This window comes from Klebsiella sp. ZJOU C1, assembly GCF_035620215.1.
In the GTDB taxonomy this organism is placed as follows: domain Bacteria; phylum Pseudomonadota; class Gammaproteobacteria; order Enterobacterales; family Enterobacteriaceae; genus Klebsiella; species Klebsiella variicola.
The window spans coordinates 1,820,207-1,835,865 of the sequence record NZ_CP141644.1 but is presented as its reverse complement, the minus strand read 5'-3'; the positions used below and the strand labels follow the sequence as shown (position 1 = coordinate 1,835,865).

Here is a 15,659-nt window from a genome sequence, read left to right as displayed (position 1 = left end):
GGTCTGCACCAACGTCATCACTGAGTGAACGTGTTCAGCGCATCCTGTCGAGTCTCCTTAATAGAAAAGATGCGATCCATACGGGTGAGCTTAAACAGGTTTTTAATCGTGTCATTGAGCGAACACAGCACCAGCTCGCCCTGACCGTTGACGCTTTTCAGGATGGATACCAGCGCGCCAAGACAGCTACTGTCGATGAAATCGACGTGGCTCAGATCCAGCAGCACGTTTTTGGTATCCGGGTCGATAGCCTCCAGAACCTGCTGCTTAAACGCCTGCACGACGGAAGCATCCAGTCGGCGCACAAGAGGTACAATAATTTTTACGCCCTGCTCGATATGTAATTCAACGTTCATGCTCATCCTCAATAGTGACTGATATCCGTCGACGAGTCCCTTTTCCGCTCGGCGTGTTCTCTCTTTAGCAGGTGATACCCCAAATATCCCGGGCGTAGCCACGTATAGTTCTGTCGCTGGAAAATTCTCCCATCCGACAAATATTGAGTAAGGCCCGACGGTGCCATTGTTCCGGCAGTTCAAAATCGGCCATCGCCTGCCGCTGGACCTGACAATAACTGTCGAAATCCAGTAAATGACAGTAATGATCGCCCTCAGTCAACATGTGGTGAAGTGGTGCAAACAGCTCACGATCGCTGGTGAACAACCCAGACACGAGGGTATCGACAACACGCGCCATAGCCGGGTTCTGATGATAGAAATCATGGTGATGCCCAAGGCGCCGGCTCTCTTCAATCTCTTCCGCCACGGCGCCAAACAGATAAAAATTATCGATCCCCACGGCCTCGCGGATTTCGATATTCGCCCCATCATAGGTGCCGATGGTTAACGCGCCGTTCATGGCAAACTTCATATTGCTGGTGCCGGACGCCTCGGTCCCGGCGGTGGAAATTTGCTCGGAGAGATCTGTGGCCGGAATGATTTTTTCCGCCAGCGAAACTTTATAATCTTCGAGGAAAACTACTTTAAGCTGCCCGGCAACCTGCGGGTCGCGGTTAATTTTTCGGGCGACGGTATTAATCAACTGAATAATCAGCTTCGCCATCCGATAGCCCGGCGCCGCTTTACCCGCAAACAAATGCACCTTAGGCGCGATAGTTTTCCCTGTCTCTTTGATATCCAGATAAAGCGCGATCACGTGAAGAATATTGAGCAACTGACGCTTATATTCATGAATACGTTTGACCTGACAATCAAACATCGCCAGCGGATCGAGGACGATGCCATAGCGTTGAGCGACCAGCTGGCTGAGCGCGGTTTTGTTGGCAAATTTAATGGCCCGGATATTATCAATAACAGCAGTATCATCGGCCTGGCTTTCCAGACTGGACAGCAAGGGTAAATCGGTTGGCCACCCTTCCCCCAGCTGTTGGTGCAAAAAAGCGGCCAGGCCGGGGTTAGCCTGCTGCACCCAGCGTCGCGGCGTGACGCCATTGGTCTGATTAATGAATTTCTCCGGGGTCATAAAATAGAAGTCGGGCACCAGTTGTTTCTTGACCAGTTCCGAATGCAGCCATGCTACCCCGTTCACGCGATGGCTACCGACAATCGCCAGATTGGCCATACGGATTTGCTTATCGTGATGTTCGTCGATTAAAGACAGCGAGGATAACAGATGATTTTTATCCGGCCAGCGCCGGGCTACCTCTTCAAGGAAGCGATGGTTGATCTCAAATATAATTTGCAAATGACGCGGCAGCAGTTTTTCAAACAGCGTCACCGGCCAGGTCTCCAGCGCTTCCGGCATCAACGTATGATTCGTGTAGGCACAGGTGTTTTGCGTTATCTCCCACGCCTGCTCCCAGGGCAGCCGGTGTTCATCGACGAGGATACGCATCAGCTCCACCACCGCTAATGCCGGATGGGTGTCATTCAGCTGAATCGCCACATGCTGCGGCAGGAAAGTAATATCGTCATTAACCTCGGCATAGTCGCGAAATATATCCCGCAGCGTACAGGCCACCAGAAAATACTCTTGCGTCAGCCGCAGCTCTTTTCCGGTCAGCACCTCATCGGATGGATAGAGTATTTTTGAAATATTCTCCGACGCGATTTTATCACTCACCGCCTTGATATAATCACCGCGATTGAAAATATGGATATTAAAGGAGTCAGAGGCCACCGCGCTATAAAGCCGCAGCTTGTTGGTCGTCGTATCCCGGTAACCGGAAACGAAATAGTCATGGGGTATACCGATAATCGTTTTCCAGCCCAGCCACATTGGATTGTAATTGCCATCAACATCTTCGCTGTGTTCAATATAACCTCCCAGCGGGATCAGGATTTGCTGAGCATGATGTTCGACCAACCACGGGGAGTGCATGGAATGCCAGTCATCCGGATGCTCGATCTGCTGGTCATTTTGAAAGGATTGGCGAAAAAGACCATATTCGTATTTGATGCCATGCCCGGATGCGGCAATATCAAGGGTGGCCATCGAATCGATAAAACAGGCGGCTAAGCGCCCTAACCCTCCGTTACCCAGCGCGGCGTCGGGCTCTTCGTCAAGAAGGTGGTCAAGATCAAACCCCAGGTCATTCACCACCTGGTGCATCTCCGCCAGTAAATTCATATTCAAAAGGTTATTACGCAGCGACTGTCCCAGTAAAAACTCCATCGACAGATAGTAAACGCGCTTTTTACGTTCTTCACGTTGCCGCGTCTGGCTCAACAAAAAATGGTCCTGTTGAAAATGACGAATGGCCAGCGCCACCGCGTTAAAAATATCGCCATGCGTAGCTTTATTTAAGCTAACACACAATGTGTACTGTAATTGCTGTTCAACCAACGCCCGTAATTCTTTGATATTTTGCGGGTTAATGTCAGGCATGCTGACCTCTCTGGTCTCTGTATCTGCGTAAAAACCATGGCAGGTAAATCATCATTTTTCCAAGTATAGACGAAGATATTTTGCCGTATGGTTTTTATTCCTCAGCACCATTGCCGTTTATAACAAGAGGCTGAATAATTAAAATAACAACCATTTGCAATGGATTGATCGTCACCTTTTCGCCAGCGATAACGCTACAGACATGGCGGGTTTGCGGAGTCGGGAGGTGAAGGTGAAGTGCAGTCAGGACGGCTACAGGTAAAAGCAAAAAGGGGTTACCTTTCGGTAACCCCTTCTTTTATATGGCGGAAGCGCAGAGATTCGAACTCTGGAACCCTTTCGGGTCGCCGGTTTTCAAGACCGGTGCCTTCAACCGCTCGGCCACACTTCCGGTGTGAGGCGCACTATAAACACCTCGGCGGATGCTGTAAAGCACCATTTTGTTCAACTGCCTTAAAAACAAACAATCTTGTGTTATTCGTCTGAATTTCAGGCAGTTCGCACAGAAAATCAGCGCCCTCACCGCTATCCAGAGGGCTATTTTTTAATGTACATGTCTTTGGTGTAGTAATACCCCAGCTTATCCGGCGTGAAACCGCCCACCCTGGGTTTCACTAAATGGGTACGCACATAGTGATAGACCGGAATGGCGGGAACATCCTGCGCCAGCAGATCTTCCGCCTGCTGATAGTATTTGCCCCGTGTCGCTACGTCGGAGGCTTTCGCCGCATTGCGCAGGGCCTCATCGTAAGCAGGGTTGCTGTACTGACTGGTGTTCTCGCTATCACCGGTACGGAACGTATTGAGGAAAGTGGCGGCATCGTCGTAATCGGCGATCCAGGCATAGCGGACGGCGTCAAAGTTATGCGTATGCATGGTATCCAGCATCGTCTTCCACTCCTGGTTCTGCAGCTTCACCTCGACGCCGAGGTTTTTCTTCCACATAGAGCTGGCGGCGATGGCGATACGCTGGTGCGACTCATAGGTGTTATACAGCAGGGTAAAGACCAATGGGTGACTGTCATCATACCCCGCCTGCGCCAGCAGTTTTTTCGCCTCAGCAATCCGCTTCTCGCGCGGCCAGCTGGCGTAGTCCGGGTTGTGCAGCGTCACGCCGCCGATATCCGGCTGGCTGATCACCCAGGCCGGTCGCTGCCCCTGGCCAAGCACTTTTCCGGCAATGATATCTTTATCAAGCGCCATATTCAGCGCGCGCCGCACGCGGGCGTCGTTAAACGGCGGGCGGGTAGTATTGAATTCGTAGTAATAGGTCGCCAGCTGCGGCGAAACGTCCAGCTGATCGCCCATGGTTTTCTGCAACTGCGCAAACTGATTGATCGGCACCGTATAAACAATATCGATCTCCCCCGCTTTGTAGCGGTTGACATCGGCAGCCTCCGAAGAGATGGGCAGGTAAGTCACTTTATTAATAACGGTGTGCGCATTATCCCAGTACTTCGCATTACGTTCAGCCACCAGCCGCTCATTCACCACCCATTGGGTCAGCTTATACGGGCCGCTGGTGACGATATGCTCTGGTCGGGTCCATTTATCGGCAAAACGCTCCACCAGCACTTTGTCGATCGGTACCAGCGAAGGGTGCGCCAGCATCGCCAGGAAAGCGGCATTCGGCTGGCTCAGAGTGACCTGCAGCGTGGAGTCATTCAGCGCTTTCACCCCCAGCGTCTCGGGTCCCTTTTGCCCCAGGGCAATTTCGCGAGCGTTGGCGATATGCATATTGCCGGGATAGCTCGCATAGGGCGAGGCGGTGGCCGGCGAGACCAGCCGTTGCCAGCTCCAGACGATATCCTGCGCCGTGATGGCCGTGCCGTCGGACCAGGTCAGACCGGGGCGTAAATGGAAGGTCCATAACAGGTTGTCCTTGTTTTCCCAGCGCTCCGCCAGCCGGGGCTGGATCGCCCCCGCAGGCGTCACGCTGACCAGCCCTTCAAAGAGATCGCTAATGATGTTGAATTCGATGTCGCTCTCGACTTTATGCGGATCGAGTGAGGCAGGTTCACTGCCGTTATTTCTGACCAGCTCCTGCTTTTCCGCCAGCTGGGTGCCAGGCGGCACCTGTGCCGCCAGCGCCCCACCGGTAATGACCATCAGACTCATTGCCAGGAACGTTCGCGTGATGTGATTGTTTTTGTGTAATGTCATTTCCCTTTGCCTTTAACGTACGGAGTTATTCCCCCTTCCACACTTAGTCGCAGAATTTAAATAAAGCAATATATTTCAGCAACCTATAAGATTTCGATCGGCTCACCGAAGCGAAACGCGAAAACATATCGCTTTTCCCAATCCATGTAGAATTTTATGCTGGACAAAAGCGGCAAAAGCTAAGTAAAGATGGGTAAAAGCATTAGGGCTTCACGCTTGTTTTTCTTATTCTTTATCCCTAATTACATCTGTCATAAGAGAGTGACTCATGGATCGCATAATTACATCATCGCGTGACCGTTCCTCGCTGCTCAGCACGCACAAGGTTCTGCGTAACACCTACTTCCTGCTCAGCCTGACGCTGGCGTTTTCCGCTATCACCGCCACCGCCAGCACGGTGCTGATGCTCCCTTCCCCGGGGCTGATTTTAACCCTCGTGGGGATGTACGGTCTGATGTTCCTGACCTACAAAACGGCGAATAAACCCACCGGGATTATTTCCGCCTTCGCTTTCACTGGGTTCCTCGGCTATATCCTTGGGCCGATGCTGAACGCGTACCTTTCTGCCGGCATGGGCGATTTGATCGGCCTGGCGCTGGGCGGCACCGCACTGGTCTTCTTCTGCTGCTCGGCCTACGTGCTGACGACGCGCAAAGATATGTCCTTCCTCGGCGGAATGCTGATGGCGGGCGTGGTGGTCGTCCTGATTGGTATGGTCGCTAACCTGTTCCTGCAGCTGCCGGCGCTTCATCTGGCGATTAGCGCGGTGTTCATCCTGATCTCTTCGGGTGCCATCCTGTTCGAGACCAGCAACATCATCCGCGGCGGTGAAACCAACTACATCCGCGCCACGGTCAGCCTATATGTCTCGCTGTACAACATCTTTGTCAGCCTGCTGAGCATCCTGGGCTTCGCCAGCCGGGACTAACCGCTCCCCTGCTTCACCGAGGCCTCGCTTATGCGGGGCCTTTTTTTTTGCTACACTGCGGCCAGTTTCAGGCGGTATGTGAAAAATCATGTTTATTTTTGAAGGCAACGAAATTGAAACGGATAGCGAAGGCTATCTGAAAGATACCACCCAGTGGAGCGAGGCGATGGCGGAAGTCATTGCCGCGCAGGAAGGGATAACGCTCGCCGTTGAACACTGGGAAGTGGTGCGCTTTGTGCGCGAGTTTTATCTTGAATTCAACACCTCTCCGGCGATCCGCATGCTGGTGAAGGCGATGGCCAACAAGTTTGGCGAAGAGAAAGGCAACAGCCGCTATCTCTATCGCCTGTTCCCGAAAGGCCCCGCCAAACAGGCGACCAAAATCGCCGGGCTGCCGAAGCCGGTGAAGTGCATCTAATAGAGAATCGCGAATTTTTCCCAGCTGCGGGTGGGTTGATGGGGTTCGGTTAACACCCGGTCAACCCGCGCGCTGCGCGGCCCCCCGGCTTTCAGCCAGGCGATGAGTTTCTCCACCTGCTCTGCCTCGCCGCAGGCAAGCACTTCCACCCCGCCGTCGTCCAGATTACGGGCATAGCCGGTCAACCCCAGTTGCAGCGCTTCCCGCTGTGTTGAATAGCGAAATCCCACGCCCTGAACCGAACCGTAAACCCATGCCATCGTGCAGATACTGGCCATTATCATCTCCTTTTCGCTCACACTTTACGCTGAGGATAGCAAATTCGCTCAGCGTACGTGCTTCGGCAGTAAACCATAATGCTGACGGAAGCGCGCGGTAAAGCGCGATCCCGACTGATATCCGCTGTTCTGCGCGATTTCGCCTATTGGCCGCGAGGTGGTCTGCAGCTGCCCCAGGGCGTGAGCCATCCGCACCTCCTCGACGATCTGGCGAAAACTCTGCGATTCCTGCTGCAGCCGACGGCGCAGCGTGGACTCGCCGAGAAAGAGCATTTTCGCCACCCGCGACACGCTCCATGCCTGCGCCGGCGACAGCATGACCAGTTGTCGAACCTGCGCCGACAGATCCTGCTGCCGCTCGACGAGCAGCGGGCCCGCATAGCCCGCCTCGTACAGGGCCAGCAGCAGGCCCATAGTCTGGTGGAGCTGTAGAGAGGTGGATAATCCCTCCCGCACCGCCTGCAGAACGCTTTGCCACATAAACGCCAGCTCTGTCGTCACCGGGGCGCAGAGCGAGGTCAGACGCCCTGGGGGTGGTTCGCTGAGATAACGGGTCTTAAACGTCGTCAGCAGCTCGGGGGTCAGCGACAGCAGATCGGAGCAAAACAGGCCGTTCTCCGGCTGGTTAATCACCTCCAGCTCAACGTCAGCCGGCAACACAATCAGCTGTTGCGGCGTCGCCAGCACCCGGCTCTCCCCTTGCACAATCACTTTGCTGCCGCGTTTCACCCGACAGAGCGCCGGGGAGAACAGCCGCACCCGATGCAGTCTGCACAGCCGTCGGGTGGTGACCTCTGCCGCGGTTAAGGCGTTATGCTGAAAGTGGATACTCTCCATCGGATCGACCCTTTATTTTAGCGCCCGGCCATCGCCGTCAACTGTACGCTGGCGAGAGCATGGCTGTGTAACAGATAGCCGACCAGCGCCCCGCTGGCCCCGGCATCCACCGGCAGCGTAGGGACATCCAGCGCCCATACCGTAAAGCGGTAGCGATGCGGTTTATCTCCCGCCGGCGGACAGGCGCCGCCGAAACCGGCATAGCCAAAATCGTTGCGGCCCTGTACCGCTCCGCCCGGCAGTGTAGCGCTGTTTTTATCTCCCGCGCCAGCGGGCAGCGAAAAGACGCTGCTGGCGATATTGACCACCGTCCAGTGCCACCAGCCGCTGCCGGTAGGCGCATCGGGATCTCTGACAGTGACCGCGAAGCTTCGCGTCCCCGCCGGGGCATTTTTCCATGCCAGCTGCGGAGAGACATTGCCTCCGGTACAGCCGAAACCGGCAAACCAGTGCTTCCGGGCCAGCGCCTGCCCGTCATGCATATCCTCGCTGCTCACGCTAAACGGCGCAGCCATCGCGCCACTACTCACTGCCGCGACCATCGCCACGGCCATGCGGATACCTGTTTTCATCGTCTGCTCCTCGTTGGGGTGAGAAAACAGGGTATGAGAGTCCGCACAAACTGAATGTGCCGAAGCGCCTGCATTTTGTGCCGAAACGCTCACCTGTGCCTGCCGGGCGAAAGATGCTTGCGTGCGCCAGGTGTGCTACTCTACGCGCCATTTTTCGGTGCCGACATTCCCGTTGCTTAAAGGTAGCTCCATGACAGATTCCCTATTCCCCCGCTTAGTGTTAGCCAAAGGACGCGAGAAATCCCTGCTGCGTCGCCATCCGTGGATTTTCTCAGGCGGCGTCGCCCGCATGGAGGGTAAAGCCCGCAGCGGTGAAACCATCGATATTGTTGACCATCAGGGAAAATGGCTGGCCCGCGGCGCTTACTCGCCGTCGTCGCAGATCCGCGCCCGCGTGTGGACCTTCGACCGCAATGAAGCCATCGATAGCGCCTTCTTTGAACGCCGCCTGCAGCAAGCGCAAACCTGGCGGGCATGGCTGGCCGAGCGCGATGGTCTCGACAGCTACCGTCTGATCGCCGGCGAGTCCGATGGGCTGCCGGGCGTCACTATCGACCGCTTTGGCAACTTTTTCGTGCTGCAGTTGCTCAGCGCAGGCGCCGAATACCAGCGGGCCGCCATCATCAGCGCCCTGCAGAACCTGTTCCCGGACTGCGCCATTTACGATCGCAGCGATGTCGCCGTGCGTAAAAAAGAGGGACTGGAGCTGGCCCAGGGGCCGGTGGTGGGCGAGCTGCCCCCGGCGCTGCTGCCGATCACCGAGCACGGCATGAAACTATTGGTTGATATCCAGGGCGGGCACAAAACCGGCTACTACCTCGACCAGCGCGACAGTCGCCTGGCTACTCGCCGCTATGTCGCGGATAAGCGGGTGCTGAACTGCTTCTCTTATACTGGCGGCTTTGCGGTGTCAGCGCTGATGGGCGGCTGCCGCCAGGTCACCAGCGTGGATACCTCTCAGGAAGCGCTGGACGTCGCCCGACAGAACGTCGAGCTCAACGGACTGGATCTGTCCAAAGCGGAATTTGTGCGCGACGACGTGTTCAAACTGCTGCGTAAATACCGCGATCAGGGAGAGAAATTCGACGTGATCGTGATGGATCCGCCGAAATTCGTGGAAAACAAAAGCCAGCTGATGGGCGCCTGCCGCGGTTATAAAGATATCAATATGCTGGCGATCCAGCTGCTGAACCCCGGCGGCGTGCTGCTGACTTTCTCCTGCTCCGGCCTGATGACCACCGATTTATTTCAGAAAATCATCGCCGATGCCGCAATTGATGCCGGGCGTGATGTACAATTTATAGAACAGTTCCGTCAGGCTGCCGACCACCCGGTGATCGCAACCTACCCGGAAGGGCTGTATCTGAAGGGGTTTGCCTGTCGCGTCATGTAACTTGAAAAACGAAACATGAGCCTCATATAGGGAGTATTCATGTTTCCCAGGAGGTGCCTATGATAGCCAGCAAATTCGGTATCGGCCAACAGGTCCGCCATACGCTCTTGGGCTACCTGGGTGTCATCGTCGATGTCGATCCCGAGTATTCACTCGCGGAACCGGAAGAGGATGAGATTGCCGCCAATGACGAACTGCGTGCGGCGCCCTGGTACCATGTGGTGATGGAAGATGATGATGGTCAGCCGATCCACACCTATCTGGCAGAAGCGCAGCTGAGCAGCGAAACCCGCGACGAACACCCGGAACAGCCGTCCCTCGACGAACTGGCCAAAACGATTCGTCAGCAGCTGCAGGCTCCGCGCCTTCGCAACTAAAACAAAACCCCGCCAGGCGGGGTTTTTTGTTATTTTGCTAATCCCAGTCGCGGTAGCTCAATGGCCGGGCAACGATCCATCACCACGTTCAATCCGGCTTCTCTGGCCAGCACCGCGGCCTGCTCATTGATCACCCCCAGCTGCAGCCACAGCGTTTTCGCGCCGATGGCTATCGCCTCCTGCGCCACGCCCCACGCCGCTTCTGAATTACGGAAGACATCAACCATGTCGACCTTTTCCGGAACGTCGGCGAGCGTCGCATACCCTTGCTGTCCCAGCAGCGTCTTGCCCGCCACCTTCGGCGAAACCGGGATAACGTGATACCCCTGATCCAACAGATACTTCATGACCCGGTAGCTCGGGCGGTCAGGTTTATCGCTGGCGCCAACCAGCGCAATCGTCCGTGTCGACGTCAGGATGCCGGCAATATCGTTCTCTTTCATGGGTTCCTCCTGCTATTTCACCTAAGTGTATGCTAATCCGCAGCAGGCGGCCATCCAGGCTAACCCACAGATTCGACAAAATTTTCACCCCGATGCTTGCAGCGGCAGCCACATTCAGTAATCTGTCTGCAGGTCAAAATGTGGAATGAAAATATGGAACTGACAACTCGTACCCTGTCCGCGCAAAAACATATCGCGCTGGTGGCTCACGATCACTGTAAAGATATGCTGATGAAATGGGTCGCTCGCCATCAGGCGTTGCTGGCGCAACACGTTTTGTATGCCACCGGCACCACCGGTAACCTGGTCTCGCGGGCTACCGGACTGGAGGTCAATGCCATGCTGAGCGGCCCGATGGGCGGTGACCAGCAGGTTGGCGCGCTTATTTCAGAAGGCAAAATCGACGTGCTGATCTTCTTCTGGGATCCGCTGAACGCCGTGCCTCACGACCCGGACGTCAAAGCGTTGCTGCGCCTGGCCACCGTCTGGAACATTCCGGTCGCCACTAACGTCTCCACCGCTGACTTTATCATCCAGTCACCGCACTTTAATCAGCCGCTCGATATTCTGATCCCGGATTATCCGCGTTATCTTGCCGAGCGCCTGAAATAACCCACACGTGATTAGGGTTTCCTGGCCACCGGCACATCCAGGGCCTGCAGGATGTCGACAAACGGCGAAGGTTGCGCTTTGTTAAACAACAACCACACCCGATGACGTGCGCGGGTTATCGCCACGTACAGTAGTCGACGCTCCTCCGCATCAGGAAAATCTTCCGGCTGCGGCAGGAGCGCCTGCTCCATGATCGACTCGCGCGCCGGCGCGGGAAACGCATCCTCTCCCTCCTGCAGTCCCAGCACAATCACATAGTCCGCCTGCTGGCCCTTGCTGGCATGAATAGTCATAAAATCAAGCTGCAGATGCGGCCAGCGCGTCGCCGCCTTGTTGAGCGCGTCGGGCTTCAGATGATGGTAACGGGCAAGCAGCAGGATCCGCTGCTCGGGCTTAACGTAGCCGCTCAGTTTATCCAGTAAATCATCCAGCTTATCGTCGGCTAACAGCGTGACGGCCTTTTTATCGCCCGCCGTCAGGCTGTTCAGCGGCTTACTTAACTGATGCGGATTCTGCTGGATAAAGCCATTGGCGATTTCGCCAATGCGGCCGTTAAAGCGATAGGTGGTATCCAGCGCGCAGCTATCCCCTTCGCCAAAGTAATGATTAAACGCGGTGGTCAGGGAAAGCTGGGCCCCGCTGAACCGGTAAATCGCCTGCCAGTCATCCCCGACGGCAAAGAGCGTGGTTTGGCTGTTCTGCCGGCGTAATGCAGCCAACAGCGAGGCCCGCTGCGGCGAGATATCCTGAAATTCATCCACCAGAATGTGTTTCCAGGGGCTGACGAAGCGGCCTTTATCGAGAATATTGACCGCCTGATGGATCAGGCCGGAAAAATCGACCGCATTCTCGGCCTTCAGCGCCGCCTTCCAGTCTTTCATCAGAGGCGACATCAGTTTCACCCGTTTACTGAACTGATCGCGTACCGCCTCCGGCGCCCCGGCAATCATCTCTGCCTGGGAGCCGCCGTGCATACGCATCAGGCTGACCCAGCGGTCGAGCCGGCTGGCCATACGCCGCTGCACCTTCTTGTCCTGCCAGAAATCGCCCTCCGGCAGTTGCCAGCCCATCTCCTCTTCCAGCCACAGGCGCCAGCCTTTCGCCTGCGCTTTTTTCTCCTGACATTGCTGCTGCCAGCTTCTCACAAGCAGCGCCTGACGAGCTGCGCTATCGCTTTCCAGTTTGCTGATGGTGGGGACTTTTTTGCTGCCCTGCTGAATAATATGTAGCGCCAGCGAGTGGAAGGTACGCGCGGTGATATCGTCGGATGCAAGACGCTCGCGGATCCGCGCATCCATCTCCTGCGCCGCCTGGCGGCCGAATGCCAGTAACAAAATTTGCTCTGCCGCCGCTTCTCCCCGCGCCAGCAGCCAGCCTGCCCGCGCCACCAGCACCGAGGTTTTGCCGCTGCCCGCGCCCGCCAGCACCAGCAGGGAACGCTCGCCGTTCACCACCGCCCGTGCCTGTGAGGCATTAAGAGGAGACGACTCAACGCCGTCAAAAAAGCCGCGATACTGCTCAAGCATCGCCTCGGTGAAGGCCTGGTTATGGGCCAGGCGTGTCGCTTCAATATCCCCTAACCAGCGCTGACACTCCCGCCACAGCTCCCGACAGTTGTCAAAGGCCTCAAGCCGGCTGGTGGGCATCGGCAAACCAGTCAACGCCTGGCGAATGTTATCCTGCACATCCGCCACCTGCTGACGCGTCAACCATTTGCCTTCCGCACGGGTGCGCTCGATCGTCGCCAGCTGCCGCTTCAGTACGCCAGCGGCGATGTCGCTCATTTCCGCGCTCCACTGCTCCCAGAGCGTTTGTAAATGGTGATAGAAGCGCTGCGTTTCGCTCCACTCGGTACCGTGCAAACGCACGACTTTGCTGTCAGGCAACACAAACTCCAGTTCGCCCCAGACCAGACCGCGCTTACAATGCACTGACAATAACTGATTGAAAGGGATAAGATACTCATGACGGTCGCCGGAAACCTTTACGCCGGCGTTCAGTAACTGCACCCGATCATAAGGGTGCTGAGCCATGCGTTTGCCCAATGTTGTCGCTTTAAGTTCCATATAATGTCGATTTTCAATCAGGGTGGATTGTTTTTCAGTTTAACCGCCCGGGACCAGGTGCTCCAGCGCAAAAAAACGTTACAATTGTCAGGTCTTATTATCCACAGGGCAAAACCGAGGCTTTATGCGTACCATTCTGAATATTTTGAACTTTATCCTTGGCGGTTTCGCCACCACTCTAGGCTGGCTGCTCGCCACGCTGGTTAGCATCATTCTGGTCGTCACGCTGCCGCTGACCCGCTCCTGCTGGGAAATAACCCGACTCTCCTTATTTCCTTACGGTAACGAGGCGATTCATGTGGATGAGCTGGAGCCGGGCCGTAAAAATGGCCTCCTCAACGCCGGCGGCACCGTGCTGAATATTCTGTGGTTCATTTTTTTCGGCTGGTGGTTGTGCCTGATGCATATTTTCAGCGGCATAGCTCAATGTCTGACCATTATTGGCATCCCGGTGGGGATCGCGAACTTTAAAATTGCTGCCATTGCCCTTTGGCCGGTAGGGCGCCGGGTCGTCTCTGTGGAAACCGCGCGTGCCGCACGTGAAGCCAATGCGCGTCGTCGCTTTCAGTAACCGAACGGAACACGGACATGATTAGCCCCCTGCTACGCCGCTATACCTGGAACAGTGCCTGGCTTTATAACGTACGGATCTTTATCGCGCTCTGCGGCACAACGCTGTTTCCCTGGTGGATCGGCGAAGTCAAACTGACCATCCCTCTCACCCTTGGCGTTGTTGCCGCGGCCCTGACCGACCTCGACGACCGGCTGACCGGTCGTCTGCGCAACCTCGCCATTACCCTGGTCTGTTTTTTTATCGCCTCCGCCTCCGTGGAGCTGCTGTTTCCGTGGCCGCCGCTGTTTGCCCTCGGCCTGACCGTGTCTACCATCGGCTTTATTTTGCTCGGCGGCCTCGGCCAGCGCTATGCCACCATCGCCTTCGGCGCCCTGCTCATCGCCATCTACACCATGCTCGGCGTCACACTGTACGATCACTGGTATCTACAGCCGTTGTTCCTGCTGGCGGGGGCCGTGTGGTACAACCTGCTGACGCTGTCCGGGCACCTGATTTTTCCGATTCGTCCATTGCAGGACAACCTGGCGCGTAGCTATGAGCAACTGGCTCGCTATCTGGAGCTCAAATCCCGGCTGTTTGATCCTGACCTGGAGGATGAGAGCCAGGCGCCGCTGTACGATCTGGCCCTCGCCAACGGCCAGCTGGTTGCTACGCTTAACCAAACCAAGGTCTCGCTGCTAACCCGACTGCGAGGCGATCGGGGCCAGCGCGGCACCCGCCGCACCCTGCAGTACTACTTTGTGGCCCAGGATATTCATGAACGCGCCAGCTCATCGCATATTCAGTATCAGACTCTGCGCGATCAATTCCGCTACAGCGACGTGATGTTCCGTTTCCAGCGCATGCTCTCGATGCAGGCCCAGGCCTGCCAGAAGCTCTCGCGGGCGATTTTACTGCGCGAACCCTACCAACATGACGCCCATTTTGAACGCGCGTTTATGCATCTCGACGCGGCGCTTGACCGCGTGCGCGCCAGCGGCGCGTCCGACGAGCAGATCAATGCCCTTGGGTTTTTACTCAATAACCTGCGCGCTATCGATGCGCAGCTGGCCACGATTGAATCGGTGCAAACGACCGCGCCTGCCGGGAGCAACACCGAGACGCTGTTGGCCGACGACAGACTCGGCGGGCTGAACGACATCTGGCTGCGTCTGCGGCGCAACATGTCACCGGAGTCCGCTCTCTTTCGCCACGCGGTACGTATGTCGCTGGTGCTCTGCGCCGGCTATGCCTTTATCCAGTTTACCGGGCTCCAGCATGGCTACTGGATCCTGCTGACCAGCCTGTTTGTCTGTCAGCCGAACTATAACGCCACCCGCCACCGACTGGCGCTGAGGATCATCGGCACGCTGGTGGGGGTGGCGATCGGCCTGCCCGTCCTGCTGCTGGTGCCTTCGATTGAAGGGCAACTGGTGTTGATCGTGCTCACCGGCGTGCTGTTCTTTGCCTTTCGTAACGTGCAGTACGCCCATGCCACCATGTTTATTACGCTGCTGGTGCTGCTGTGCTTTAACCTGCTTGGCGAAGGTTTTGAGGTCGCGCTACCGCGCATTATTGATACCCTGATCGGCTGCGCCATCGCCTGGGCGGCGGTCAGCTTCATCTGGCCGGACTGGAAATTTCGCAATCTGCCGCGCGTCCTGGACCGGGCGATGAACGCGAACTGCCGTTATCTGGATGCCATTCTGGAGCAGTATCACCAGGGCCGCGACAACCGTCTGGCCTATCGTGTCGCCCGCCGTGATGCCTACAACCGTGATGCCGAACTGGCCTCCGTGGTCTCGAATTTGTCGACTGAACCGCGCGCGGATGGCGCCCAGCGCGAGACCGCTTTTCGCTTGCTGTGTCTCAACCATACCTTCACCAGCTACATCTCCGCTCTCGGTGCGCATCGGGAAAAACTGTCCACCCCCGATATTCTTGCCCTGCTGGATGATGCTGTTTGTTATGTTGATGACGCCCTGCACCATACCCCCGCCGATGAACATCGGGTGCAGAAGTCTTTGACCAGCCTGCAAAGCCGGATCCAGCATCTGGAACCGCGCGCGGACAGTAAAGAGCCGCTGGTATTACAGCAGATTGGCTTGTTGCTCGCGCTGCTGCCTGAAATTTGCCGCCTGCAACAACGCGTTCAAGCTCAGACAGAATAAC

The 15,659-nt window shown here is 56.3% G+C and carries 15 protein-coding genes and 1 tRNA gene; 7 read left to right on the top strand and 9 right to left on the bottom strand.

The annotated features are described in order from the left end of the window. Positions 1-17 precede the first annotated feature (17 nt). From SPE70_RS08585 to SPE70_RS08570, 4 genes are all read right to left on the bottom strand, one after another. The gene (locus SPE70_RS08585; protein WP_048964866.1) at positions 18-356 is read right to left on the bottom strand and encodes an STAS domain-containing protein; all 339 of its coding nucleotides are present in this window, start codon (positions 354-356) and stop codon (positions 18-20) included. 64 nt (positions 357-420) lie between these two features. Next, positions 421-2,847, bottom strand: a complete 2,427-nt coding sequence (locus tag SPE70_RS08580; protein ID WP_055322987.1) for a glycogen/starch/alpha-glucan phosphorylase — start codon at positions 2,845-2,847, stop codon at positions 421-423. Positions 2,848-3,150: 303 nt separating this feature from the next. Continuing rightward, a tRNA-Ser gene (locus SPE70_RS08575) sits at positions 3,151-3,238 on the bottom strand. A gap of 146 nt (positions 3,239-3,384) precedes the next feature. Continuing rightward, a complete protein-coding gene (locus SPE70_RS08570) occupies positions 3,385-5,010 on the bottom strand; it encodes an ABC transporter substrate-binding protein (protein ID WP_055322986.1) in 1,626 nt (541 codons plus the stop codon). A gap of 268 nt (positions 5,011-5,278) precedes the next feature. Here SPE70_RS08570 and yccA point away from each other — a divergent pair, with 268 nt between their 5' ends. Together yccA and tusE are read left to right on the top strand one after the other, a co-directional pair. Then, a complete protein-coding gene (gene yccA, locus SPE70_RS08565) occupies positions 5,279-5,938 on the top strand; it encodes an FtsH protease modulator YccA (protein ID WP_002898458.1) in 660 nt (219 codons plus the stop codon). A gap of 88 nt (positions 5,939-6,026) precedes the next feature. After that, entirely contained in the window at positions 6,027-6,356 is a 330-nt protein-coding gene (gene tusE, locus SPE70_RS08560) for a sulfurtransferase TusE (protein WP_002898457.1), read from the top strand. Here tusE and yccX read toward each other — a convergent pair. From yccX to SPE70_RS08545, 3 genes are read right to left on the bottom strand one after another with little or no spacing between them, the layout of a single operon-like run. After that, entirely contained in the window at positions 6,353-6,634 is a 282-nt protein-coding gene (gene yccX / locus SPE70_RS08555) for an acylphosphatase (RefSeq protein WP_012542291.1), read from the bottom strand. The genes tusE and yccX overlap by 4 nt on opposite strands. Positions 6,635-6,682: 48 nt before the next feature. Continuing rightward, the gene (locus SPE70_RS08550; protein ID WP_055322985.1) at positions 6,683-7,471 is read right to left on the bottom strand and encodes an AraC family transcriptional regulator; all 789 of its coding nucleotides are present in this window, start codon (positions 7,469-7,471) and stop codon (positions 6,683-6,685) included. 17 nt (positions 7,472-7,488) lie between these two features. Next, complete coding sequence (locus SPE70_RS08545; protein ID WP_042947849.1) at positions 7,489-8,043, bottom strand: YbhB/YbcL family Raf kinase inhibitor-like protein; 555 nt, start codon at positions 8,041-8,043, stop codon at positions 7,489-7,491. Positions 8,044-8,233: 190 nt separating this feature from the next. On the opposite strand from SPE70_RS08545, the gene rlmI reads away from it, so the two are divergent. Next, the gene (gene rlmI / locus SPE70_RS08540) at positions 8,234-9,436 is read left to right on the top strand and encodes a 23S rRNA (cytosine(1962)-C(5))-methyltransferase RlmI (RefSeq protein ID WP_022066076.1); all 1,203 of its coding nucleotides are present in this window, start codon (positions 8,234-8,236) and stop codon (positions 9,434-9,436) included. A gap of 59 nt (positions 9,437-9,495) precedes the next feature. Beyond that, positions 9,496-9,813 (top strand): heat shock protein HspQ, encoded by a 318-nt coding sequence (hspQ, locus tag SPE70_RS08535; RefSeq protein ID WP_002898441.1) that lies wholly within the window; start codon positions 9,496-9,498, stop codon positions 9,811-9,813. 29 nt (positions 9,814-9,842) lie between these two features. Here hspQ and SPE70_RS08530 read toward each other — a convergent pair whose 3' ends face one another. Beyond that, complete coding sequence (locus tag SPE70_RS08530) at positions 9,843-10,256, bottom strand: CoA-binding protein (RefSeq protein WP_002898434.1); 414 nt, start codon at positions 10,254-10,256, stop codon at positions 9,843-9,845. A gap of 153 nt (positions 10,257-10,409) precedes the next feature. On the opposite strand from SPE70_RS08530, the gene mgsA reads away from it, so the two are divergent. Beyond that, positions 10,410-10,868 carry a methylglyoxal synthase gene (gene mgsA, locus SPE70_RS08525; protein WP_008805898.1) on the top strand — a complete coding sequence of 153 codons (459 nt, stop codon included), beginning with the start codon at positions 10,410-10,412 and terminating at the stop codon, positions 10,866-10,868. 11 nt (positions 10,869-10,879) lie between these two features. Here mgsA and helD read toward each other — a convergent pair whose 3' ends face one another. Continuing rightward, positions 10,880-12,934, bottom strand: a complete 2,055-nt coding sequence (gene helD / locus SPE70_RS08520) for a DNA helicase IV (protein ID WP_055322984.1) — start codon at positions 12,932-12,934, stop codon at positions 10,880-10,882. Positions 12,935-13,058: 124 nt separating this feature from the next. Between helD and SPE70_RS08515 the strand changes: the two genes are divergently transcribed. Both SPE70_RS08515 and yccS read left to right on the top strand, forming a co-directional pair. Then, positions 13,059-13,505 (top strand): YccF domain-containing protein, encoded by a 447-nt coding sequence (locus SPE70_RS08515; protein WP_012542294.1) that lies wholly within the window; start codon positions 13,059-13,061, stop codon positions 13,503-13,505. A gap of 17 nt (positions 13,506-13,522) precedes the next feature. Further along, positions 13,523-15,658, top strand: coding sequence for a YccS family putative transporter (gene yccS, locus SPE70_RS08510; RefSeq protein WP_055322983.1), 2,136 nt, complete (start codon positions 13,523-13,525; stop codon positions 15,656-15,658). Position 15,659 lies beyond the last annotated feature (1 nt).

What these genes read in the sequence shown, in the direction of transcription:
- SPE70_RS08515 (WP_012542294.1), top strand. Translation starts at nt 13,059, where the DNA reads ATGCGTACCATTCTGAATATTTTGAACTTTATCCTTGGCGGTTTCGCC.
- hspQ (WP_002898441.1), top strand. Translation starts at nt 9,496, where the DNA reads ATGATAGCCAGCAAATTCGGTATCGGCCAACAGGTCCGCCATACGCTC.
- yccX (WP_012542291.1), bottom strand. Translation starts at nt 6,634, where the DNA reads ATGGCCAGTATCTGCACGATGGCATGGGTTTACGGTTCGGTTCAGGGC.
- yccA (WP_002898458.1), top strand. Translation starts at nt 5,279, where the DNA reads ATGGATCGCATAATTACATCATCGCGTGACCGTTCCTCGCTGCTCAGC.
- SPE70_RS08530 (WP_002898434.1), bottom strand. Translation starts at nt 10,256, where the DNA reads ATGAAAGAGAACGATATTGCCGGCATCCTGACGTCGACACGGACGATT.
- SPE70_RS08580 (WP_055322987.1), bottom strand. Translation starts at nt 2,847, where the DNA reads ATGCCTGACATTAACCCGCAAAATATCAAAGAATTACGGGCGTTGGTT.
- mgsA (WP_008805898.1), top strand. Translation starts at nt 10,410, where the DNA reads ATGGAACTGACAACTCGTACCCTGTCCGCGCAAAAACATATCGCGCTG.
- yccS (WP_055322983.1), top strand. Translation starts at nt 13,523, where the DNA reads ATGATTAGCCCCCTGCTACGCCGCTATACCTGGAACAGTGCCTGGCTT.
- SPE70_RS08570 (WP_055322986.1), bottom strand. Translation starts at nt 5,010, where the DNA reads ATGACATTACACAAAAACAATCACATCACGCGAACGTTCCTGGCAATG.
- rlmI (WP_022066076.1), top strand. Translation starts at nt 8,234, where the DNA reads ATGACAGATTCCCTATTCCCCCGCTTAGTGTTAGCCAAAGGACGCGAG.
- SPE70_RS08545 (WP_042947849.1), bottom strand. Translation starts at nt 8,043, where the DNA reads ATGAAAACAGGTATCCGCATGGCCGTGGCGATGGTCGCGGCAGTGAGT.
- helD (WP_055322984.1), bottom strand. Translation starts at nt 12,934, where the DNA reads ATGGAACTTAAAGCGACAACATTGGGCAAACGCATGGCTCAGCACCCT.
- SPE70_RS08585 (WP_048964866.1), bottom strand. Translation starts at nt 356, where the DNA reads ATGAACGTTGAATTACATATCGAGCAGGGCGTAAAAATTATTGTACCT.
- tusE (WP_002898457.1), top strand. Translation starts at nt 6,027, where the DNA reads ATGTTTATTTTTGAAGGCAACGAAATTGAAACGGATAGCGAAGGCTAT.
- SPE70_RS08550 (WP_055322985.1), bottom strand. Translation starts at nt 7,471, where the DNA reads ATGGAGAGTATCCACTTTCAGCATAACGCCTTAACCGCGGCAGAGGTC.